The 20,143-nt window shown below is 44.5% G+C and carries 18 protein-coding genes; 15 read left to right on the top strand and 3 right to left on the bottom strand.

The genetic code is table 11. From position 1 onward, the window contains the following. Positions 1–37: 37 nt before the first annotated feature. The 4 genes from IDJ75_RS05565 to bioD all read left to right on the top strand — a co-directional run bounded on the left by IDJ75_RS05565 (position 38) and on the right by bioD (position 3,106). On the top strand, positions 38–817 hold the full coding sequence (locus tag IDJ75_RS05565; protein WP_191174595.1) for an XRE family transcriptional regulator: 780 nt from the start codon (positions 38–40) through the stop codon (positions 815–817). A gap of 123 nt (positions 818–940) precedes the next feature. Then, positions 941–1,291, top strand: coding sequence for a Spy/CpxP family protein refolding chaperone (locus IDJ75_RS05560; RefSeq protein ID WP_191174594.1), 351 nt, complete (start codon positions 941–943; stop codon positions 1,289–1,291). 71 nt (positions 1,292–1,362) lie between these two features. Continuing rightward, complete coding sequence (locus tag IDJ75_RS05555; protein WP_191174593.1) at positions 1,363–2,493, top strand: aminotransferase class I/II-fold pyridoxal phosphate-dependent enzyme; 1,131 nt, start codon at positions 1,363–1,365, stop codon at positions 2,491–2,493. Beyond that, complete coding sequence (gene bioD / locus IDJ75_RS05550; protein ID WP_191174592.1) at positions 2,483–3,106, top strand: dethiobiotin synthase; 624 nt, start codon at positions 2,483–2,485, stop codon at positions 3,104–3,106. The genes IDJ75_RS05555 and bioD overlap by 11 nt, the downstream gene beginning before the upstream one ends. On the opposite strand, the gene IDJ75_RS05545 is transcribed toward bioD, so the two are convergent. Beyond that, positions 3,087–3,797, bottom strand: a complete 711-nt coding sequence (locus IDJ75_RS05545; protein WP_224746488.1) for an energy transducer TonB — start codon at positions 3,795–3,797, stop codon at positions 3,087–3,089. The two genes, bioD and IDJ75_RS05545, sit on opposite strands and share 20 nt — an antisense overlap. Positions 3,798–3,925: 128 nt before the next feature. Here IDJ75_RS05545 and IDJ75_RS05540 point away from each other — a divergent pair, with 128 nt between their 5' ends. Continuing rightward, positions 3,926–4,813: a 3-hydroxybutyryl-CoA dehydrogenase gene (locus tag IDJ75_RS05540; protein ID WP_191174591.1), complete on the top strand. Its 888-nt coding sequence runs from the start codon at positions 3,926–3,928 to the stop codon at positions 4,811–4,813. Between the two features lie 115 nt (positions 4,814–4,928). Here the strand turns inward: IDJ75_RS05540 and IDJ75_RS05535 are convergent, their stop codons facing one another. Further along, positions 4,929–5,939, bottom strand: a complete 1,011-nt coding sequence (locus IDJ75_RS05535; RefSeq protein ID WP_191174590.1) for a hypothetical protein — start codon at positions 5,937–5,939, stop codon at positions 4,929–4,931. 220 nt (positions 5,940–6,159) lie between these two features. Between IDJ75_RS05535 and IDJ75_RS05530 the strand changes: the two genes are divergently transcribed. Then, on the top strand, positions 6,160–6,456 hold the full coding sequence (locus IDJ75_RS05530) for a YXWGXW repeat-containing protein (RefSeq protein ID WP_191174589.1): 297 nt from the start codon (positions 6,160–6,162) through the stop codon (positions 6,454–6,456). Between the two features lie 121 nt (positions 6,457–6,577). Here the strand turns inward: IDJ75_RS05530 and argS are convergent, their stop codons facing one another. Then, a complete protein-coding gene (gene argS, locus IDJ75_RS05525) occupies positions 6,578–8,347 on the bottom strand; it encodes an arginine--tRNA ligase (protein WP_191174588.1) in 1,770 nt (589 codons plus the stop codon). 210 nt (positions 8,348–8,557) lie between these two features. On the opposite strand from argS, the gene IDJ75_RS05520 reads away from it, so the two are divergent. From IDJ75_RS05520 to cysD, 9 genes are all read left to right on the top strand, one after another. Beyond that, on the top strand, positions 8,558–10,003 hold the full coding sequence (locus IDJ75_RS05520; RefSeq protein ID WP_191174587.1) for an arginine deiminase family protein: 1,446 nt from the start codon (positions 8,558–8,560) through the stop codon (positions 10,001–10,003). A gap of 80 nt (positions 10,004–10,083) precedes the next feature. Next, positions 10,084–11,004 (top strand): citrulline utilization hydrolase CtlX, encoded by a 921-nt coding sequence (gene ctlX / locus IDJ75_RS05515; protein ID WP_224746487.1) that lies wholly within the window; start codon positions 10,084–10,086, stop codon positions 11,002–11,004. A gap of 141 nt (positions 11,005–11,145) precedes the next feature. Next, on the top strand, positions 11,146–11,661 hold the full coding sequence (locus IDJ75_RS05510; RefSeq protein ID WP_191174586.1) for a protease: 516 nt from the start codon (positions 11,146–11,148) through the stop codon (positions 11,659–11,661). A 535-nt stretch (positions 11,662–12,196) separates the two neighbouring features. Beyond that, a complete protein-coding gene (locus tag IDJ75_RS05505; protein ID WP_191174585.1) occupies positions 12,197–13,591 on the top strand; it encodes an arginine decarboxylase in 1,395 nt (464 codons plus the stop codon). 413 nt (positions 13,592–14,004) lie between these two features. Next, the gene (locus IDJ75_RS05500) at positions 14,005–16,098 is read left to right on the top strand and encodes a HEPN domain-containing protein (protein WP_191174584.1); all 2,094 of its coding nucleotides are present in this window, start codon (positions 14,005–14,007) and stop codon (positions 16,096–16,098) included. Beyond that, positions 16,095–16,883: a uroporphyrinogen-III C-methyltransferase gene (gene cobA, locus IDJ75_RS05495; RefSeq protein WP_191174583.1), complete on the top strand. Its 789-nt coding sequence runs from the start codon at positions 16,095–16,097 to the stop codon at positions 16,881–16,883. The genes IDJ75_RS05500 and cobA overlap by 4 nt, the downstream gene beginning before the upstream one ends. Further along, complete coding sequence (locus IDJ75_RS05490; protein ID WP_224746486.1) at positions 16,876–18,372, top strand: TSUP family transporter; 1,497 nt, start codon at positions 16,876–16,878, stop codon at positions 18,370–18,372. The genes cobA and IDJ75_RS05490 overlap by 8 nt, the downstream gene beginning before the upstream one ends. Beyond that, positions 18,372–19,091, top strand: a complete 720-nt coding sequence (locus IDJ75_RS05485) for a phosphoadenylyl-sulfate reductase (RefSeq protein WP_191174581.1) — start codon at positions 18,372–18,374, stop codon at positions 19,089–19,091. The genes IDJ75_RS05490 and IDJ75_RS05485 overlap by 1 nt, the downstream gene beginning before the upstream one ends. Continuing rightward, positions 19,088–19,993 carry a sulfate adenylyltransferase subunit CysD gene (gene cysD / locus IDJ75_RS05480; protein WP_191174580.1) on the top strand — a complete coding sequence of 302 codons (906 nt, stop codon included), beginning with the start codon at positions 19,088–19,090 and terminating at the stop codon, positions 19,991–19,993. Before IDJ75_RS05485 ends, cysD begins: the two co-directional genes overlap by 4 nt. Positions 19,994–20,143: the final 150 nt, after the last annotated feature.

Raw genomic sequence — 20,143 nt, 5'->3', positions numbered from 1 at the left:
ATAAAAATACTAACTATTTTAGCAATTCCAAATTTTTATGGCAAATATTTCACAAAATATTAAATTCCTTCGCAAAAAGAAGGGGCTAACCCAGCAGCAATTCGCCGATCAGGTAGGCATAAAACGTTCATTAGTAGGTGCATACGAAGAAGAACGCGCCGAACCCAAATATGAACTACTAAAACAATTAGCAATATTTTTTGACATATCAATTGATGATTTCATTAACGAAACCATCGACGAAAAGTGGGCACCAAAGCCAAAAGGCAATCCCGCAAATCTCAGGATACTAAGTATTTCGGTAGATAAGGAAGATAACGAGAACATTGAAATGGTGCCGCTAAAAGCCAGCGCCGGTTATTTAAACGGCTACGCCGACCCCGAATATGTATCGCAATTGCCAAAGCTTTATCTGCCTATGTTTAAACAGGGTACGTACCGTGGTTTCGAGATAAAAGGCGATTCTATGCTGCCCCTGCAATCGGGTACTATTATAATAGGTGAATACCAGGAAAACTGGGCCGATGTAAAAGTTGGCGAAACTTATGTCATCATCTCCAAAAACGACGGCGTTGTTTACAAGCGTGCCGGTAATAAATATAAAGAAGGCCGTAACCTGAAACTGATATCAGATAACCCCGTGTACGACCCATACGAAATAAGCGCCGAGGATGTACTGGAGGTTTGGAAAGCAAAGGCCTATATATCTACCCATATGCCAATGCCAACGCCCGAGCCTACTATGGAAAGCCTCACCAGTATGATGGCCCAAATGCAGCGCTCGATAGCGAATTTGAATAATAAGGACGTGAATTAAAGCCAACAGCAACATTTAAGTTACACTTAAGCTATAACGCATAACAATTAAGTTACAGTGCTACAGGTTAAACCATTCCCTGTTATCTTTATCATAACATCAGTTAAACTAAAAAACTAAAAAATGAAAAAGATTATGATGATCTGCTTATTCGTATTAGGAATATCAGCAGTAAGCCACGCGCAGGGTCGCCCAAGAATGACCACAGCCGATAGGGTTAAGGCAATGAAAGAAACCTATAAACTTACTGACGACCAGGTAACAAAAATTACCGCCATTTACGATGCGCAAACCAAATCAATGGATAGCCTGCGTAACGCAGGTGGCGACATGAGGACGCAAATGCGCCCGATGATGCAGGCTACTAACGAAAAAGTTAAAGCTGTATTAACACCAGAGCAGGCAGCTGCTTACCAAAAAGAAATGGATGAAAGACGTGCCCGTATGCAAAACGGCGGTGGCCAGAACAAGTAATAAACAGTATTGCTAAAATAAAAGAAGCGGCTATAGGCCGCTTTTTTTATTTTAGCAGAAAATTAAAGCGATTGGCATCATCAGATAAATACATGCAGGATAAACTTGATGAGCGCAGGCAGTTGGGCAACTACCGCACCTTGCGAGCGGAGAGTGAACTGGTGGATTTTTGCTCTAATGACTACCTTGGTTTTGCCCGCTCCCCTTTTTTAAAAGATGAGATCCAAAGAGAAATAGAAAACTCCCCCGAAAGCTTAAACGGGGCTACCGGCTCCCGCCTTATATCAGGCAATTTGACTTATGCGGAAGAATTAGAACGACAAATTGCAACCTTTCACCAATCCGAAGCGGGGCTATTATTCAATTCCGGCTATGATGCTAATGTGGGTTTGTTTTCATCCCTGCCACAAAAAGGCGATACCATTATATGTGACGAACTAATACATGCCTCTGTTATTGACGGTGCTCGCTTAAGTTACGCCAACCGCTACACATTCCGCCATAACGATACGGAGAGCCTGAAGAACAAACTAAAGCAGGCCAAAGGCATTTGTTACGTAGTAATAGAAGGCGTTTACTCGATGGACGGCGATACGCCACCAATTGCTCATATCATTGCTCTTACTGAGCAATATGGCGCACATTTAATTGTGGATGAAGCACACGCCATAGGTTTGTACCCACAGGGATTGATCACTCATTTAGGCTTACAGGATAAGGTATTTGCCCGTGTGGTAACCTTTGGTAAGGCAATGGGATGCCATGGGGCAATTGTGTTGGGCAGCGGTATACTGCGCCAATACCTCATCAACTTTGCACGCTCTTTTATATATACCACAGCCGCCTCTTTCCACCAGTTGGCAGCAGTAAAGATGGCTTACCAACTTGTAACACGTTCGGGCGCCGATATTTTACGGCTCCAGCAAAATATAAAGCTATTTAAACAGGGAATTAAACCCAACCCCGCTTACCCTTTGTTACAAAGCGATAGCGCCATACAGTGTATTATTTTAGGCAATAATGTTAAAGCAAAACTTGCGGCGCAGCAGCTTCAAACCGCAGGATTGGATGTACGGCCTATCCTAAGCCCTACAGTGGCTCAGGGTGCCGAACGCATCCGCATCTGCCTTCACTCCTATAATACTACCGAAGAAATTGACCTGCTTATATCAACCATAAACAACATCATTCATGCAGCATAAACCGTTATTTGTTACCGGCATTGGCACAGATATTGGCAAAACGCTGATATCGGCCATATTGGTGGAGAAATTAAAATGCGATTACTGGAAGCCCATACAATCCGGCGAACTGGATAACTCCGACACGATGAAGGTGCAACGGTTAATATCTAATACAACTTCCGTTTTCCACCCGGAGGCTTATCGCTTAACCCAACCCTACTCACCCCATAAATCTGCCGCGCTGGATGGGATTGAAATAGACGAAAAAACCATCATTGCCCCAAAAACAAATAACCAGTTGCTAATTGAAGGTGCGGGTGGTTTAATGGTGCCTTTAAACAACCATGCGTTAGTTATCGATCTTATTAAACAATTAAATGCAGAAGTGATACTGGTTTCGCAAAATTACCTGGGCAGTATTAACCATACGTTGTTATCTATAGAAGCTTTAAAACAGCGCAGCATCCCCATTAAGGGCGTATTATTTAATGGCGAGGAGAATGCATCTACCGAAGATTACATTACGGCATACGGAGAAGTGCCGCATTTAGGGCGGCTACCATTTATGAATACCATAGATAAGGAATCTGTTAAAGCAGCCGGGGAACATATTATTTCCCCTTCAGCCTGAATGTAACTGCGTATTCTACTTCGCCACCAACCGGGTGGCCATTTTCTAACCCCGGGAGCCATTTAGGATGCAATTTCATTATTCGCAGCACTTCTTCATCGCAGCCGCTGCCAATGCCTTTTATAATTTTCAGGTCTTTAACAGCTCCTGTATTTGTTATTGTTAATCCTGCTACAACTACGCCTTGCGTTTGGTTCTTAATTGCAGCAGGTGGGTATTTTAATTCTTTTTTTACCTCATTTTCAAAATCTCGCCAAGTTTTAAATGGTGCAGGAGTAACTGCGATGTAGTGAAAAAATCGAGGTTTACGCTTTTGTGACGGATAAGCTTTAATCGATTCTATTTCCGCCTCAACTACAGCGCCCCGCCTATAATTAACAGCCTGCTGCACCCTGGCGAGTATATAATTATTCCCCTCCACAACTATTCGTTTCCCTTCTATCTCTAAAGCCGAAAAATACAATGTATCTCCATTATAAACTGATGGTATAGCGTAGTTACCCAATGAATCGGTCATAGCAACAGACCAATTAGTAAAATTTTTGCCGAATATGGATACGTTAATATTTTTCAAAGGCTGTCCCTCAACAGTTTCAACCTTACCTTTTATCGCCAATGTTTGCTGTGCGTTAAGCGAAGTTGTTATGGTGATAAAACCCAACACTAAGAACAATTTAAGGGTATTATACATAGGTATTGCGAGTAAAAATCTTGTAAATCAGTATTATTAATTTAAACTAAGGTTATACAAACCTAATAGTAAATCTTAAATTTGCAATGTAAACAAATCATCATTTTGCTTACAAAACCAATTATACGATGAAGAATATTACAGTTATAGGCTCGGGCACCATGGGTAATGGCATTGCCCATACTTTCGCGCAAAACGGGTTCAGTGTATCGCTTGTTGATATCAGCGATGCGGCTCTGCAAAAAGCCCTGCAAACCATTGCCGGAAACCTTGATCGCCAGATAAAAAAAGGCAGTATTGACGAGGCTGCCAAAACAGCCACCCTAAACAATATAAAAACCTATACCGATGTAAAGGATGGCGCTGCAGACGCCGATCTGGTTGTGGAAGCCGCCACCGAGAACCGGGAGATAAAACTTAAATTATTTAAACAGCTTAGCGAGGTTTGCAAGCCGGAAGTGATACTGGCATCAAACACATCATCAATCTCCATTACTGAAATTGCAGCGGCTACGGCTAACCCGGCCAATGTTATTGGTATGCACTTTATGAACCCCGTGCCGGTAATGAAACTGGTGGAAGTGATTCGCGGATATGCTACTACCGATGTGGTGACCGATACTATTATGGAGCTATCACGCCAATTGGGTAAAGAACCTGTTGAGGTGAACGATTACCCCGGCTTTGTGGCTAACCGCATATTAATGCCGATGATAAATGAGGCTATTTACACCTTATTTGAAGGCGTGGCGGGTGTACATGAAATAGATACAGTGATGAAACTGGGGATGGCCCACCCTATGGGCCCACTGCAACTGGCCGATTTTATTGGGCTGGACGTTTGCCTGGCTATACTTAAAGTGCTGCACAATGGTTTTGGCAACCCTAAATATGCCCCATGCCCGTTATTGGTGAATATGGTAACAGCCGGCCACCTGGGTGTAAAAAGCGGCAGCGGTTTTTATAAATATACTGCTGGTAGCAAGGATTTGGTTGTGGCTGAGAAGTTTGCTTAGACCCTTACTTACCACGCGTCATTGCGTAGCGTAGCAATCTTCGACGTGCTTGTAGCCGACTTTTCTATCGAAGATTGCTTCGTACCTCGCAATGACGTGTTTTTAGCAAAACAAATCAACTCAATTCCGCTATCAGCTTATCTGCATCATCAATCGTCATTACTATTTTAGTGACTGATACGGCTTTGCTGTAAACCCGTTCAACGCTAACGGGTTGGGCTAATGTAAAGCAAATATTGATGCTACTTTTGAGGATCCCACCGTTAAAAGTATCTTTATCCGGCTCAAAACCTATCCGGATTTTTTCTACAGATAAAATATTGTTGCGTTCAACGTTGGCTACCCAGCGGATACCTGTTCTCAGTATCAGTCTGTCGGGCATAACTAATACCGGTTTTTTGATGATAGCTGCCAGGTCGCCCGTTATAATTACAATACCGTAAGCGGTAAGGATACTTATAATCACTGCCGCAATTTTGCTGTAATGGGCTATCAGTAAATGGAAGCCTATCAATTCGCCAAAACAAGCAAACATAAAAATACTAAACAGGGCTATATAGCCCGCGTCTTTGTGAATACTGTAACCAGTAGCGGCGGGCGGTATAGCTTCTTTTTTTCCAAAAGGAAGTAAGCCGAATTTGAGCATACCGATCTCGGATGCCATTAATTTTATACCGATGCTATCTCCCAATACCTCAACCATGCTTTTACGCAGCAGGTAGGGGTTGTAAGGTTCTGCTACTTTTAGCTGTTTATAAACAGCGCTTATGCGTTTTATTTTACTTATAGCATAAATAAGCACACCCAGTTCTGCAAACATAGTGAGCTTTTTTATCTGCGCAATATAACCTTGCTGATGTGCGGGCAAAATAAAGTATGCTACAGCAAGGCAGCAGCTTGTCACCAAAAAAAGGTTTCGTTTTTTCAGCCTAAGCGGTCGCATTAATAACAAATAATAAGCAACCGGGAAAGTAATTACGATATCCCCTAAAAACGCCGTTGATACGATATCCTTTTTACATGCAGGCACATGATGCAGAATAAATAAGCCGCCGCCTAAAATTAAGCAAGCTGCTAACAAGATAAACCAAATATTTCTGTGGATGGATACCGACGGGATAGTCATGTTTATTGGAGGCTAAATTAAACGTTTTGTTACAGATGTTGCCTTAAAATTCTGCCTGTTATGCTGAATGATAGTGAAGTATCTAATCGCCGATTGGCATTTTCAATACGTATAGTTTTTTCTGATAGGCACTTCGCTATTCAGGATTGTAACAAGGTTTCCCCTTCGGGGAGTTAAACCTTTTTTTCCGCCATCTGTCCTACATAAAACTACATTACAGATGAAAACATTATCAAAATTTGGAATAATGGCAGCAATGGCAGGTTCGTTGTTCCTGGCATCATGCGCAAGTGAGGGTTACGTTGTTGAACAACCCGTTGAACCGGTTTACGTACGCCCGGTAGCCCCTTATGCCGGCGCTTACTGGGTACCAGGCGAATGGGTTTACCGTGGTAACCGTTACGTTTACAGAAATGGATATTATACCCGCGCCCGTGCAAACCGCGTATATATACAGGGCAGCTGGGCTCGCAGCCCGCGTGGCTATGTATGGCACAGAGGGCATTGGAGAAGATAGTTTGAGAGACTTAAGACGATAAGAATCAAGACCCAAGAAGTACATTTATGAGAAAAGCCCCCGGCATAACCGGGGCCTTTTCTGTCTTGATTCTTATGTCCAAATTTCCTGACTCTCTTTCTTACATTCTCTCTGGTACATCAATACCCAGCAAGCCCATGGCTTTGCTGATAATCTTTGCCGACGCGGCCGATAGTTGCAGGCGGAATTGTTTTAACCGTTCTTCCTCGGCTTGTAAAATGGATTTTTCGTGGTAGAACTTGTTATAGGTTTTGGCCAGTTCATACACATAATTAGCAATTAACGCCGGGCTATGCCCTACCGCTGCTTCCGCAATAACTTCGGGGAATTTCGAAAGGGTGACAATCAGATCACGTTCTATACCATCCAGTTCGGCTACATCATTTTGGCTGCTTTCTGCAGCATAATTAGCCCTGCTCAGTACCGATTTGATCCTTGCGTGTGTGTATTGGATAAACGGCCCGGTATGCCCCTGGAAATCCACCGATTCATTCGGGTCAAATAACAGGCGTTTCTTAGGGTCAACCTTCAGCAGGAAATATTTTAAAGCACCCATACCTATGGTGCGGTACAATTTATTCTTATCATCTTCGGTAAAGCCGTCAACCTTACCCATTTCTTCTGTTTGCTGTTTGGCGGTGTCAAACATATCGGCCATCAAGTCATCGGCGTCAACTACGGTACCCTCACGGCTTTTCATTTTACCTGATGGCAGGTCCACCATACCGTAAGATAAGTGGTACAAGCCCTGCGCCCAGCTTTTACCCAGCTTTTGCAGTATCAGGAACAACACTTTAAAGTGATAATCCTGCTCGTTACCTACCACGTAGATGGATTCGTCCATCTTATAATCATCGTATTTTAACTGGGCGGTACCCAAATCCTGCGTAATGTAAACAGATGTACCGTCCGCACGTAAAACAAGTTTCTGGTCAAGGCCTTCGGCGGTCAGGTCTATCCAAACCGATCCATCCTCTTTTTTAAAGAAAACACCTTTTTCAAGGCCTTCTTCAACAATATCCTTACCTAATAGATAAGTGTTGCTTTCGTAATAGTATTTATCAAAGTTTACGCCCAGGGTTTTGTAGGTAACATCAAAACCATCGTAAACCCAGCCGTTCATTGTTTTCCACAGCTTTATTACTTCCGGGTCGCCTGCTTCCCACTTCAACAGCATGCTTTGGGCTTCTTTTATCAGCGGGGCATTCTTTTTGGCTTCATCTTCGGTCTGGCCTTCTTCAACCAGTTCCAATATCTGCTGTTTATAAGCTTTATCAAACCAAACATAGTATTTACCTGCAAGGTGGTCGCCTTTTAAACCGCTGCTTTGGGGCGTTTCGCCGTTACCAAACTCGCGCCAGGCCAGCATGCTTTTACAAATATGGATGCCCCTGTCGTTAACCAGATTGGCTTTTATTACATCATAACCGGCAGCAGCCAAAATTTCGGCCACCGAAAAACCTAACAGGTTGTTACGGATATGCCCCAGGTGCAATGGTTTGTTAGTGTTAGGCGATGAATATTCCACCATCACCCTTTTTCCGTTTGGCTTTGGGGCAGCAAAATCATCACTCAAAATTCCGGTGTGGAGTTTACCAAGCCAGAAGCTATCGGCTAAAGATATATTCAAAAAGCCCTTAACCACGTTAAAAGCGGCAATTTGTGCTAATGTTTCTTGCAGATATGCGCCAATTTCGGCACCGGTTTGCTCGGGCCCTTTGCGCGATACTTTTGTAAACGGGAACGTAACTATAGTAACCTGCCCTTCAAACTCCTTGCGGGTATCCTGCAGGTTTACATCTTTAGCGGCAATATCAGTTTGGTATAAATCTTTAACGGCTTTAACAACAGCCTCAATAATAAAATCCATCGCGCAAAATTAACATAAATTAAAGAATGCTGCCTATAGCATGTTTATTTTTAACCACAGAATACACGGAGAAAAAAACACAGAGAACACGAAGCTTTCTTTGTGCCATATGTGAAAACCTCTGCGTACTCTGTGGTTAAATTTATAAGATATCACTATCCATAAAATATGCTTAAAAACTATAGATTTGTTTCTTCTTTATAACCATTTATGACACTTAATGACAAGGATTTTAGGATAGATGTAACATCTGAGATTGGTAACCTACGTACACTTTTGGTACATAGCCCCGATAGCGGGCTTGGCAAAGTGGTACCTTCAAAAGCGCAGGACTGGCTTTTTGAAGACATAGTGCACCTGGATACCATGCGCCGCAAGGAGTATGATTACTACATTAAGCTACTGATGTACTTTCTTGACCCTGATAAGATAAAAGGCAAACTGGCCGATATTGACAGCGCTACCGGCAACCGCGATTTTTTTAAACCCGACAACGCGGATTTCCATAACTCTACAAAAGTTATTGAGATACAAACCCTGCTGAGCGATATATTACAACAAAACGATATCCGCAAGAAACTTGTGGCAGCTGTATGCGCTATAGAAAGCTGTAATTACAAATTGCAGCTGCAACTAATAGATACCAATCCGGTTGAGCTGGCTAAGATCTTTATCTCCGGCTCACTGGGTGATGATACTATGATCTTCGCCCCCATCCCTAACCTGATATTCTCCCGCGATCTGGGTATCGCCATCAACAACCATATCCTGCTGAACAAGCCGGCTAAAAAGGCCCGCTCTCGCGAGACCTTGCTGATGCGTTATATATTTTTCAATCACCCACTGTTTGAAGCCTACCGCGACAGCGTTATCGAGATCCCGGAGAACAAACAGCATTTTTTGCGCCCCGGCGAAGTAAATGAAGAGAAAACCACTATTGAGGGCGGTGATGTGATGATGGTTAGCCCGCAGCACCTCATTATTGGCTGCAGCGAACGCACCTCTATCAGCGGCGCTAACGAGGCCATAAAATTACTGTTCGAGAATGATGTAGTGAACAAGATAACGATTGTGAAAATACCGCACAAGCGCGATTATATGCATATTGACACAGTATTTACGCAAGTGAAACGCAATGTATGGGTGCTGCTGCGATCATTAACCATTACCGAAACCGAGCAATCACAAAGTGAACCAATAGCCTGGTTTGCCGATAAAAAGAATAGAGATAAACCCGAGATTGTACAGTTCAGGAAAGATAAAAAGCCCAAAACCTTTAACACCCTGGAAGACCTGCTGGATAACATCAGCCAGAAGGATTTGCAAAGCACCGAACCTACCAAATTTATTTACTCGGGTAATGATGTATTCCCGTTTGACGCGCGCGAGCAATGGACAGACAGCTGCAACCTGCTGGCCCTTAAAGACGGCGTTGTTGTAGGGTACGACCGTAATGATAAAACAGTAGAGGCGTTTAAACAAAGAGGTTTCGAGGTGATCCACGTAACCGACCTCCTGCCCAAATTTGAAAGCGGTGAAACGCTCCCACAAAAAATGAAGGACACTTTAATACTGATGCCAAGCGCCGAACTTTCCCGCGCCCGTGGTGGCTTCCATTGCATGAGTATGCCATTAAAACGCGATGCGATTCTTTAATCATTGATTCATTAGGTCATTGAGTCATTGGCCTAATGAATTTAAACCAATGACTCAATGACAGCGAAGCGAATGACCCAATGACACAACAAAGTACCAATAACCTATTAATGATACGCCCGGTTGCGTTTGGTTTTAATGCCCAAACAGCCGAAAGCAACGCCTTCCAGAACCGCGACGACGACCAACAAGCCGTACAGCAAAAAGCCGTGCAGGAGTTTGACGCTTTTGTAAAAGTATTACGCGATAACGGCGTAAATGTGACGGTAATAAGTGATACTCCCGAACCGCATACCCCTGATTCTATCTTCCCTAATAACTGGGTATCTTTTCATGACAATGGTGATATCTTGCTCTACCCTATGCAGGCCAAGAATCGCCGGTTGGAACGCCGGGAGGATATCATTCGCCATTTGGAAGAGAGCTTTAAAGCCAATCACGTGATAGACCTGAGCAGGTTTGAAACCAAGAACCAGTTTTTGGAAGGCACCGGCAGCATGGTGCTGGACAGGGAAAATAAGATAGCCTACGCCTGCCTATCCCCCCGCACCAATGCCGAGGTACTAAAAGCCTTTTGCGATTACACAGGCTACAAAGCCGTTACATTTGACGCCTTCGACCAAAACGGACAAGCCATTTACCATACCAATGTGCTGATGGCCATAGGCAGCAAATTCGCGGTGATCTGTTTGGATAGCATTACAAATGAGCAGGAAAAGGAAGCGGTTATTAGTTCGCTAAAATCAACAGGCAAAGAAATTATAGATATCACCTTTGACCAGATGAACCATTTTGCGGGTAATATGCTGGAGGTTAAAGGTAATAACGGAGATACATTGGTGGTAATGTCGCAAGCGGCTTATAACTCGCTTACCTCAGAGCAAAAAGCAGCTTTAGAAAAGTATGGCAAGTTAGTTTATGCTGATATCAATACCATTGAAACCAATGGCGGCGGCAGTGCAAGGTGTATGATGGCGGAAGTGCATTTGGAGGTTGTTTAACCGGAAGTATGTTTGTACGATACCCTTCTGTTGGCGCAAGCGTGCCGTGGCTGTTCCATAACGAAGTGACTTGATTTATCTGCCCCCAACTTAAATGCACGCCCGCTGTTGCATAGTTTAATGTTACAACGTATAATTACTATGAAAAACTATCAAATATTAGCTATTGCCCTTTTGGCGTTATCATCATGCGGTGTGCGTTCGGGCAGCCAAACAGCAGATCAGGCCGATTCTTCCAAATCTTTAACCGATACAGCGGCAACCCCAAAAATACTCGTCGCCGAGATGACGATGAAAGATACCATCAAAGCCGGCGACTCCGTACTGTTAAAATTCACGGTAAAAAACAATAAGGCCGATACCGCCCGCTTTTGCAAATGGCACACACCTTTCGAGCCTTTAATGAGCAAATACCTGGATATTAAAGACGAGAACGGCAAGGAGGTGAATTACAAAGGCGCTATGGCCAAACGCATTATGCCTCCGCCTGCCGATAGCTATATCATCCTCAAAGCAAATGATAGTCTATCCGTAAATGCCGATCTGCTAAAAGCCTACGCTATTGATAAACCCGCTAAATACACCGTAACCTACAACAGCACCGGTATAAGCGGGCTTACTGTTAAAAAAAGTGTGTCGTTCGTGTATATTAAATAAGATTGTCAGTCTGAGCTTGTTGAAGACTTTACGAACGATAATGCATCTTTCTAATGGTTCAACAAGCTCACCATAACATACTTGCTTATGCTTTGCTGGCAAACGCGTGCTGCGAGTGCCTTTACAAACCATACCGCGTTAAGGATTGCAGCGGATACCGGCCCTAGCCTATGCCTGTGCACGTATGAGCTAAAAGCCTGGGCCGCAGGCAACGCCATTACCAGTAGCAGTTAACTTACTGCTGGCAGAATTTTCTAAGACTTATTTGCTTTAAGTCCGCCAATGGTTCCACAAACTCATCACCATTTATAACGAAATAAATTCAACTTCACCACCTCCAAATTAAGCTTCAATTTTCCGTGCCCTTACGCCTTTGCATGAGCTATCTTCAAGCTTTTGCAAAACCATTCAGAATCAACTTATTACATCAATATCAATTACCCGGCAAACAAATTACATTTCTACTATAAAATTTACATCCAACAAATAGCAAATAAATCCGTTTAAAATATACATTTGCACCAAATTTTAAAGAATGCAGAGTTACCAGGAATTTCTTGACCTAAGCGTTGGTTTCCCACAGGATGGTTATGAGATAATAGAGGACGAGTTATATTTTAACGACCTCAATTTAATGGAGATGATTGAAACGTACGGCACCCCCCTGCGCTTCACCTATCTGCCTATTATCAGCAAAAAAATACAGCAGGCCAAGCTGCTTTTTCAGCAGGCAATTATTAAAAATAATTACCGCGGCACGTATAAGTATTGCTATTGCACAAAAAGTTCGCATTTTAAGCATATTGTAGAAGAAGCGCTGAAGAACGAGATCCACCTGGAAACATCGTCGGCCTTTGATATGCCAATGATTGACGCACTGGAGAAAAAAGGTGCCCTGAGCAAGGACATGACCGTTATTTGCAACGGCTTTAAAACTTTTCAATATAAACAGTATATTATTGATATGCTGCACGATGGTTTTAAAAACATCATCCCGGTGTTGGATAACAAAGAAGAGTTTAACCTGTACGATGACGAGGTAGAGCTGGATACACCATGTAACCTGGGCATCCGTATAGCGGCGGAAGAGCAGCCCGATTCACAATTCTACACTTCGCGCCTTGGTGTGCGTATGGAGGATGTGATAGATTTTTATCATAACAAGATAGAGAACAACCCTAACTTCCAGGTAAAGCTGCTACACTTTTTCATTAACTCGGGTATCTCTGATACGCCATACTACTGGAACGAGCTTGAGAAATACGTAACGCTTTACTGCAAGTTCAAAAAAATAAACCCCGCGCTGGATACCTTGGATATCGGCGGCGGTATGCCGTTCAAAGATTCATTGGTGTTTGATTTTGATTACGAGTACATGATCAACGAGATTGTGAGCCGTATCAAAGAGATCTGCGCCGAGCACGATACCATGGAACCCGATATTATTACCGAATTTGGTAAATATACCGTTGCAGAAGCATCGGGCATATTATACAAGGTATTGGGCCGCAAACAACAGAACGATCGTGAGAAATGGTTGATGCTGGATGGATCGTTCATTACCAATCTGCCTGATGTTTGGGCACTTAACCAAAAATACATCCTGCTGCCGATTAACAACTGGGATAGCGAATACGAACGTGTTAACCTTGGCGGTATCACTTGCGACGGGCAGGATTATTACAACCAGGAAGCCCACATGAATAGTGTGTATATGCCAAAAACCCGTAAGGTACAATACCTGGGCTTCTTTAATACAGGTGCCTACCAGGAAGTATTAAGCGGCTACGGTGGTATACATCATTGCCTTCTGCCATCGCCAAAGCATGTTATCATCCGCAGAAACAGGGATGAGACATTTAACTTTGAGGTATTTGGCGAAGAGCAAAACAGCAAACAGGTATTAAAGATACTGGGTTACACTACCTAATATTTTTTATAGATCGATATTTGAAAGCACTGCCATATGGCGGTGCTTTTTTGTTTGATGATCTATCGTTTCCCCTCCTTTCTCCGCACGTCATTGCGAGCGTAGCGTGGCAATCTTCGATAGAAAAGTCGGCGACAAGCAGGTCGAAGATTGCCACGTCGCTACGCTCCTCGCAATGACGGTTAGCGACAATCAACATTTTTTTTTCAAATAAATTCTAGTATTCCCGTATACTATATATATATTTGGGGTATAATAATGAAACAAATAGGATTTACATATCATAACAACCTTATTAACTGCTGTATGTGGGCGAATATATCGCGGTTGTAAGTGTGTAAATAAATAATACTCGCCTCTTCAGCCGCAGCAGAAGAGGTTTTTTTTTGAGATAACTAAATTACGTACCGAATATGCAGAGCTTCAGAACAGAGCTGGAGAACCCCATCGTTGAGCAGGACATCATCGACCTGGAAAGGAAGATACGTGCGTTCCGTGAGGGCAAAATACACGACGAGAAATTCAGAAGCCTACGTTTGGCCCGCGGCGTTTATGGCCAAAGGCAGCCGGGCGTACAAATGGTGCGTATAAAACTACCATTCGGTAAGGTTACTTTTAAGCAGCTTTTAAAAATTGCCGATATATCCGACGAGTACGGCAGCGGCAACCTGCACTTAACCACCCGCCAGGATATCCAGATCCACTACGTTAGTCTTGACCGTACCCCGCAGCTTTGGGCCGAGTTGGAGCAGGACGACATCACCCTGCGCGAAGCTTGTGGCAATACTGTGCGTAATGTAACATCGTCCCCTACCTCGGGTATCGACCCATTGGAGCCCTTTGATGTATCACCTTATGCACAGGCAACATTTGAGTATTTTCTGCGGAATCCTATCTGCCAGGAAATGGGCCGCAAGTTCAAGATTTCTTTTTCATCAAGTGATGCAGATACGGCTTTCTCTTACATCCATGATATTGGCGCGATCCCTAAAGTAAACGAAGCCGGCGAACGTGGTTTTAAAATATTGTTAGGGGGTGGTTTGGGTGCACAGCCTTTGCTGGCCAGTCCGGTTGAGGACTTTTTGCCCGAAGATCAACTGATTCCTTACATAGAAGCTATTATCCGAGTATTTGACCGCCACGGCGAGCGCAATAACCGTAACAAAGCCCGTTTAAAATACCTTATTCAAAAAATAGGTTTAGACGAGGTACTGCGTTTGGCTAAAGAAGAACGCACCGCGCTTAAAGTAAAAAGCTGGCCGGTAAACCGGGACGCAGTTCCGCAACCCGCTTTGCCCGATGATATTACTTACAGGGATGTAGATATAATGAACCCGTTGCGTTACGAGCAATGGCTTGCTACAAATGTGTTTAAGCAAAAGCAACAAGGTTTTTACGGCGTATATATTAAAGTACCCGTAGGCGATATCCCAACAGATGTTGCACGCAAATTGGTTACGGCTATAAAACCTTACGTTGCCGACGAGATCAGGATTACGCAAAACCAGGGTTTATTGTTAAAGTTTGTGCGTAAAGAAGCGCTGCCTGCATTATATGAAGGGCTGCATGCTTTAGACCTTGCGGCGCCGGGTTTTGATAGCCTTGCCGATGTTACCACCTGCCCCGGCACCGATACATGTAACCTTGGCATCAGTAACAGCATGACCATGGCTAAGGTGCTTGAAGATGTAATATATAACGAATACGAAGATTTCATCTACAACCGCGAGATCAAGATAAAGATCAGCGGCTGTATGAATAGCTGCGGCCAACATGGTTTGGCGCATATAGGCTTCCATGGCAGTTCGTTAAAAGCGGGTACAAAGGTGTTGCCATCTGTACAGGTAATGCTGGGCGGCGGCACGGTTGGCAACGGTGTAGGCCGCGCTGCCGAACGGGTGATCAAAGTGCCATCAAAACGAGCTACGGATACTTTACGGTATGTATTGGACGATTACAAAAACAACTCTGTGTCCGAAGAAACATTCCATACTTATTATGACAGGCAGGGCAAAGATTATTTTTATCGATTGCTAAAACCCCTTGCCGACCTGACCACCCTTACCGACGATGAATTTGTGGACTGGGGCCACCAGGAAACTTATGTTTCAGCCATTGGCGTTGGCGAGTGTGCCGGTGTCATTATCGACCTGGTTGCTACCCTGCTCTTCGAGAGTGAAGAAAAACTGGGCTGGGCAAACGGCGCTTATGCCAAAGGTTTATGGGCCGATGCCATCTATCACTCATACAACACCATGGTAAGCGCGGCTAAGGCTTTACTGCTTGATAAAGGCGTTAACAGCAGCACCCAAACAGGCGTAATAAAAGAATTTGACAACAACTATGTAGCTACCGGCGAATTTACCCTCGAGAGTACCTTTAGCGACCTGGTGCTGCAGATCAATAAAAATGAACCATCTGAAGGATTTGCCACCGCTTACAAGCAACAGGCTACAGATTTTTTAGAAGCAGTAAAAGTTAAGAGAGAGGCAGTGTTGCAATCATGATAAATAACAGTACAAATAATATAAAAGACCCACGCGTAACCCTTGTTGGTGCAGGCCCCGGCGATGCGGAACTGATTACCCTGAAAGGCATTAAAGCCCTGCAAACCGCTGATGTGGTTTTGTATGATGCTTTGGTGAATGATGAGCTGCTGGAATATGCCCCCGCTGATGCTGTTAAAGTTTATGTGGGCAAACGCTCAGGCGATCATTTTTTTTCTCAGGATAACATTAACCGTTTGATGGTTGATTATGCGCTGAATTACGGCCATGTAGTACGTTTAAAAGGCGGCGACCCGTTTGTATTCGGCCGCGGGCACGAGGAATTGGACTTTGCAGCGGACTATAACATCCCTACACAGGTTATACCGGGCATTTCCAGCTCGATAGGTGTACCGGGCTTACAGGGTATCCCTGTTACGCACCGTGGCCTTAGCGAAAGCTTTTGGGTAGTTACCGGTACTACCAGCGATGGCAAGATCTCCCGGGACATCTACGATGCCGCTAAAACCAACGCTACTGTGGTGGTGCTGATGGGCATCCATAAGCTGGCAAAAATTGCAGATATCTTTAAAAACGAAGGCAAGGGCAAACTACCCGTTGCCGTAATACAAAGTGGTACCACTGTTAACGAAAAGGTAGCTATCGGCAGTGTTGATAGCATTGCAGAGCTTGCTGCACAACAAGGCATCACCTCACCTGCCCTTATTGTATTTGGCGAAGTGGTATCCCTGCACCCAAAATTTGAATTGGTAAAACAAGTTTATGACGTTGTTGCAAATGGATAATGATTTAACAGAAGTTCAGGCAGATAAAGCGCAGGGTAACCAATTGTTCCCGGTGTTTTTAAAGCTGAACAACCTGCATACCCTGCTGGTTGGCGGCGGCAATGTTGGTCTGGAAAAGCTTACGGCCCTGCTCAATAACAGCCCGGCCGCAGCCGTTACCATTATTGCCAAAGATTTTTTACCCGAGGTACACGCGCTAGCGTCGCAATACCCCCTGCTCAAAATCATCCAAAAATCATTCGTAGATACCGATCTGGATACCGCCGATATTGTTATTGCCGCTACAAATGATAGCGAACTGAATAAATATGTACGCGATTCGGCGCACGACCGTAAGCTGCTCATCAATGTTGCCGATAAGCCCGGCCTTTGTGATTTTTACTTAGGTTCCATCGTGCAAAAAGGCGACCTGAAAATTGCCATCTCCACCAACGGTAAATCGCCAACCATAGCCAAGCGCTTAAAAGAAGTTTTAGGCCAGTCGCTACCCGGTGAACTGGATATTACGCTTCAACAAATGAGCGAAGTGCGTAATACCCTCTCAGGCGATTTTACGTACAAGGTTAAAGAGCTGAACCGGGTTACCGCTATTTTACTCGGCCCCAAAAAAGCGCCGAGCACCAATAAGATCAAATTTTTGGTTTGGGCTACGTTTGTGGGGTTCCTGGCTGTAACCATTACTGCCCTGTGGCTTAAAGACCCGGCGTTTAAAAACTACGTGGAGAATATCTCCCCGATGTTTTATTATTTCCTGGGCGCAGGGTTTGTATTCGCGCTGATTGATGGGGCCATAGGCATGTCATACGGGGTAACATCCACCACCTTTTCACTATCAATGGGCATCCCGCCTGCTTCGGCAAGTATGGGTGTGCACTTATCCGAAATTATGAGCAACGGCATTGCCGGCTGGATGCATTACCGCATGGGTAACGTAAACTGGAAACTGTTTAAACTGCTGTTGTTGCCGGGCATTATCGGCGCCGTTACCGGCGCGTATTTACTATCATCATTAGAGCATTACGCACAGTACACTAAACCGTTAGTTTCGGTTTATACACTCATATTGGGTATTGTTATCTTTAAAAAAGCTTTAGACCTTAAAAAGAAACGCACCACAGCTAAAATAAAACGCATACCGCTGCTGGGGCTTGGTGGTGGTTTTATTGATGCCGTTGGCGGCGGTGGATGGGGTTCTATCGTATTATCAACGCTGATAGCAGGAGGCCGCCACCCACGGTTCTCGTTAGGTACGGTAAAACTATCCCGCTTTTTCATAGCGCTGATGGGCTCTCTTACCTTCATTACCATGCTCAACAGCTCGCACTGGGATGCAGTGGCGGGTTTGGTAATCGGCAGTGCTTTGGCATCGCCTGTGGCAGCGCGTATCTCTAACAAAATTTCGGCAAAGGCTATCATGATGGCGGTATCTATTATCGTTATCCTGATCAGTATCCGCAGTATTAGCATCTTTTTAATGAAAGTTATATAATGGCCGATACTACTTACATATCGCAATTAGTGAACGGGAAGAACCCGGCAGATGCTTTACGTGCCTTAGCGGAGCAATTCGCGGGCGAGATCGTATTCTCAACCAGTTTCGGCTGGGAAGACCAGGTGATATCACACATGATCTTCGCCCATAACATCCCCATCAAAGTTTTTACGCTGGAGACAGGCCGCTTGTTCCCCGAAACCTATTACGTGTGGAACCGCACTATGGAGATCTATGGTCAGCCTATCCATGCCTATTACCCGGATAATAACCGCCTGGAAGCGATGGTAAACGCCAAAGGGCCCAACAGCTTTTACGAATCGGTAGAAAACCGTAAAGAATGCTGCGGCATCCGTAAGATAGAGCCCCTGCACCGCGCACTGGCCGGTAACCAATGCTGGATAACCGGCATTCGTGCCGAGCAATCTCCCAACCGGGAGGATATGAGCAATGTGGAATGGGATGAGGGTAACCAACTCATTAAGTTCCACCCTATTTTCAACTGGACTTTAGACGATGTAAAAGCATACATCAAACAATATAATATTCCTTACAATACATTGCATGATAAGGGTTTCCCGAGCATAGGCTGCCTGCCCTGTACCAGGGCGGTACAACCCGGCGAAGATTTTAGGGCCGGGCGCTGGTGGTGGGAAGACCAAAGCAAAAAAGAGTGTGGTTTACATGCAGTAACGTTAAATGATTTAAAAGAATGAGCAAATACCGGTTAGATTACCTGGACGAATTAGAGGCAGAGGCCATATATATTCTGCGCGAAGTAGCGGGGCAGTTTGAAAAACCTGCGCTGTTATTTAGCGGTGGTAAGGATTCCATCACCCTGGTGTATCTGGCGTTAAAAGCCTTTCGCCCGGGCAAGTTCCCGTTTCCGCTGGTGCATATTGATACCGGCCACAATTTTGAAGAAACCATCACCTATCGGGATGATATGATAGCCCGCATTGGCGAAAAACTGATAGTAGGCCATGTTCAGGATAGTATTGACCAGGGCAAAGTGATAGAGCAAAAAGGCAAAAACGCCAGCAGGAATCCGTTGCAAACTACTACCCTGCTAGATACCATTGCCAAACATGGTTTTGACGCTTGTATTGGTGGTGCCCGCCGCGATGAGGAAAAAGCACGCGCCAAAGAACGCATCTTTTCGGTACGCGACGAGTTTGGCCAATGGGACCCAAAACGCCAGCGGCCCGAGCTTTGGGATATTTACAACGGTAAGATCCACAAAGGCGAGAACGTACGCGTGTTCCCGATAAGCAACTGGACGGAGCTTGACGTGTGGAATTATATCCGCCGCGAGAACATCCCCTTGCCAACCATTTATTTTGCACACCAGCGCGATTGTATCACCCGTAACGGGCAACTGATGGCAGCATCACCTTTCCTGAATATGGATGCGGATGATGTGATAGAAACAAAGAATGTTAGGTTCCGTACCGTAGGCGATATGACCTGTACCGCGGCTGTAGAATCGTACGCGTTTGAGATAGATGATATTATTGACGAGATAGCATCATCCAAGATCAGCGAACGCGGCGCCCGTATGGACGACAAGGTAAGCGAAGCCGCCATGGAAGACCGGAAAAAAGGGGGATATTTTTAATTTAACACCCGACGACGCTTCGCTGGTCGCCCCTCTCTGCTGCGCAAAGAGAGTGAAGAAAAAATTAAAAAGAGCCAACCCTCTTTCCGCCACAGTCGAAGAGAGGGTGGTCGAGCGAAGCAACGACTTGGTGAGTAAACTACGACGTAA

Origin of the sequence: Mucilaginibacter rigui, from assembly GCF_014773275.1 — a bacterium.
GTDB lineage: Bacteria > Bacteroidota > Bacteroidia > Sphingobacteriales > Sphingobacteriaceae > Mucilaginibacter > Mucilaginibacter rigui_A.
The sequence above is the reverse complement of the archived record's forward strand: the minus strand, read 5'-3'. Positions and strand labels throughout refer to the sequence as shown.

Excerpts from the sequence above, each read along its gene's own strand:
- ctlX (WP_224746487.1), top strand. The coding sequence starts at position 10,084 with ATGACACAACAAAGTACCAATAACCTATTAATGATACGCCCGGTTGCG.
- cysD (WP_191174580.1), top strand. The coding sequence starts at position 19,088 with ATGAGCAAATACCGGTTAGATTACCTGGACGAATTAGAGGCAGAGGCC.
- IDJ75_RS05505 (WP_191174585.1), top strand. The coding sequence starts at position 12,197 with ATGCAGAGTTACCAGGAATTTCTTGACCTAAGCGTTGGTTTCCCACAG.
- bioD (WP_191174592.1), top strand. The coding sequence starts at position 2,483 with ATGCAGCATAAACCGTTATTTGTTACCGGCATTGGCACAGATATTGGC.
- IDJ75_RS05510 (WP_191174586.1), top strand. The coding sequence starts at position 11,146 with ATGAAAAACTATCAAATATTAGCTATTGCCCTTTTGGCGTTATCATCA.
- IDJ75_RS05520 (WP_191174587.1), top strand. The coding sequence starts at position 8,558 with ATGACACTTAATGACAAGGATTTTAGGATAGATGTAACATCTGAGATT.
- IDJ75_RS05530 (WP_191174589.1), top strand. The coding sequence starts at position 6,160 with ATGAAAACATTATCAAAATTTGGAATAATGGCAGCAATGGCAGGTTCG.
- IDJ75_RS05545 (WP_224746488.1), bottom strand. The coding sequence starts at position 3,797 with ATGTATAATACCCTTAAATTGTTCTTAGTGTTGGGTTTTATCACCATA.
- cobA (WP_191174583.1), top strand. The coding sequence starts at position 16,095 with ATGATAAATAACAGTACAAATAATATAAAAGACCCACGCGTAACCCTT.
- IDJ75_RS05540 (WP_191174591.1), top strand. The coding sequence starts at position 3,926 with ATGAAGAATATTACAGTTATAGGCTCGGGCACCATGGGTAATGGCATT.
- argS (WP_191174588.1), bottom strand. The coding sequence starts at position 8,347 with ATGGATTTTATTATTGAGGCTGTTGTTAAAGCCGTTAAAGATTTATAC.
- IDJ75_RS05535 (WP_191174590.1), bottom strand. The coding sequence starts at position 5,939 with ATGACTATCCCGTCGGTATCCATCCACAGAAATATTTGGTTTATCTTG.
- IDJ75_RS05560 (WP_191174594.1), top strand. The coding sequence starts at position 941 with ATGAAAAAGATTATGATGATCTGCTTATTCGTATTAGGAATATCAGCA.
- IDJ75_RS05485 (WP_191174581.1), top strand. The coding sequence starts at position 18,372 with ATGGCCGATACTACTTACATATCGCAATTAGTGAACGGGAAGAACCCG.
- IDJ75_RS05490 (WP_224746486.1), top strand. The coding sequence starts at position 16,876 with ATGGATAATGATTTAACAGAAGTTCAGGCAGATAAAGCGCAGGGTAAC.
- IDJ75_RS05500 (WP_191174584.1), top strand. The coding sequence starts at position 14,005 with ATGCAGAGCTTCAGAACAGAGCTGGAGAACCCCATCGTTGAGCAGGAC.
- IDJ75_RS05565 (WP_191174595.1), top strand. The coding sequence starts at position 38 with ATGGCAAATATTTCACAAAATATTAAATTCCTTCGCAAAAAGAAGGGG.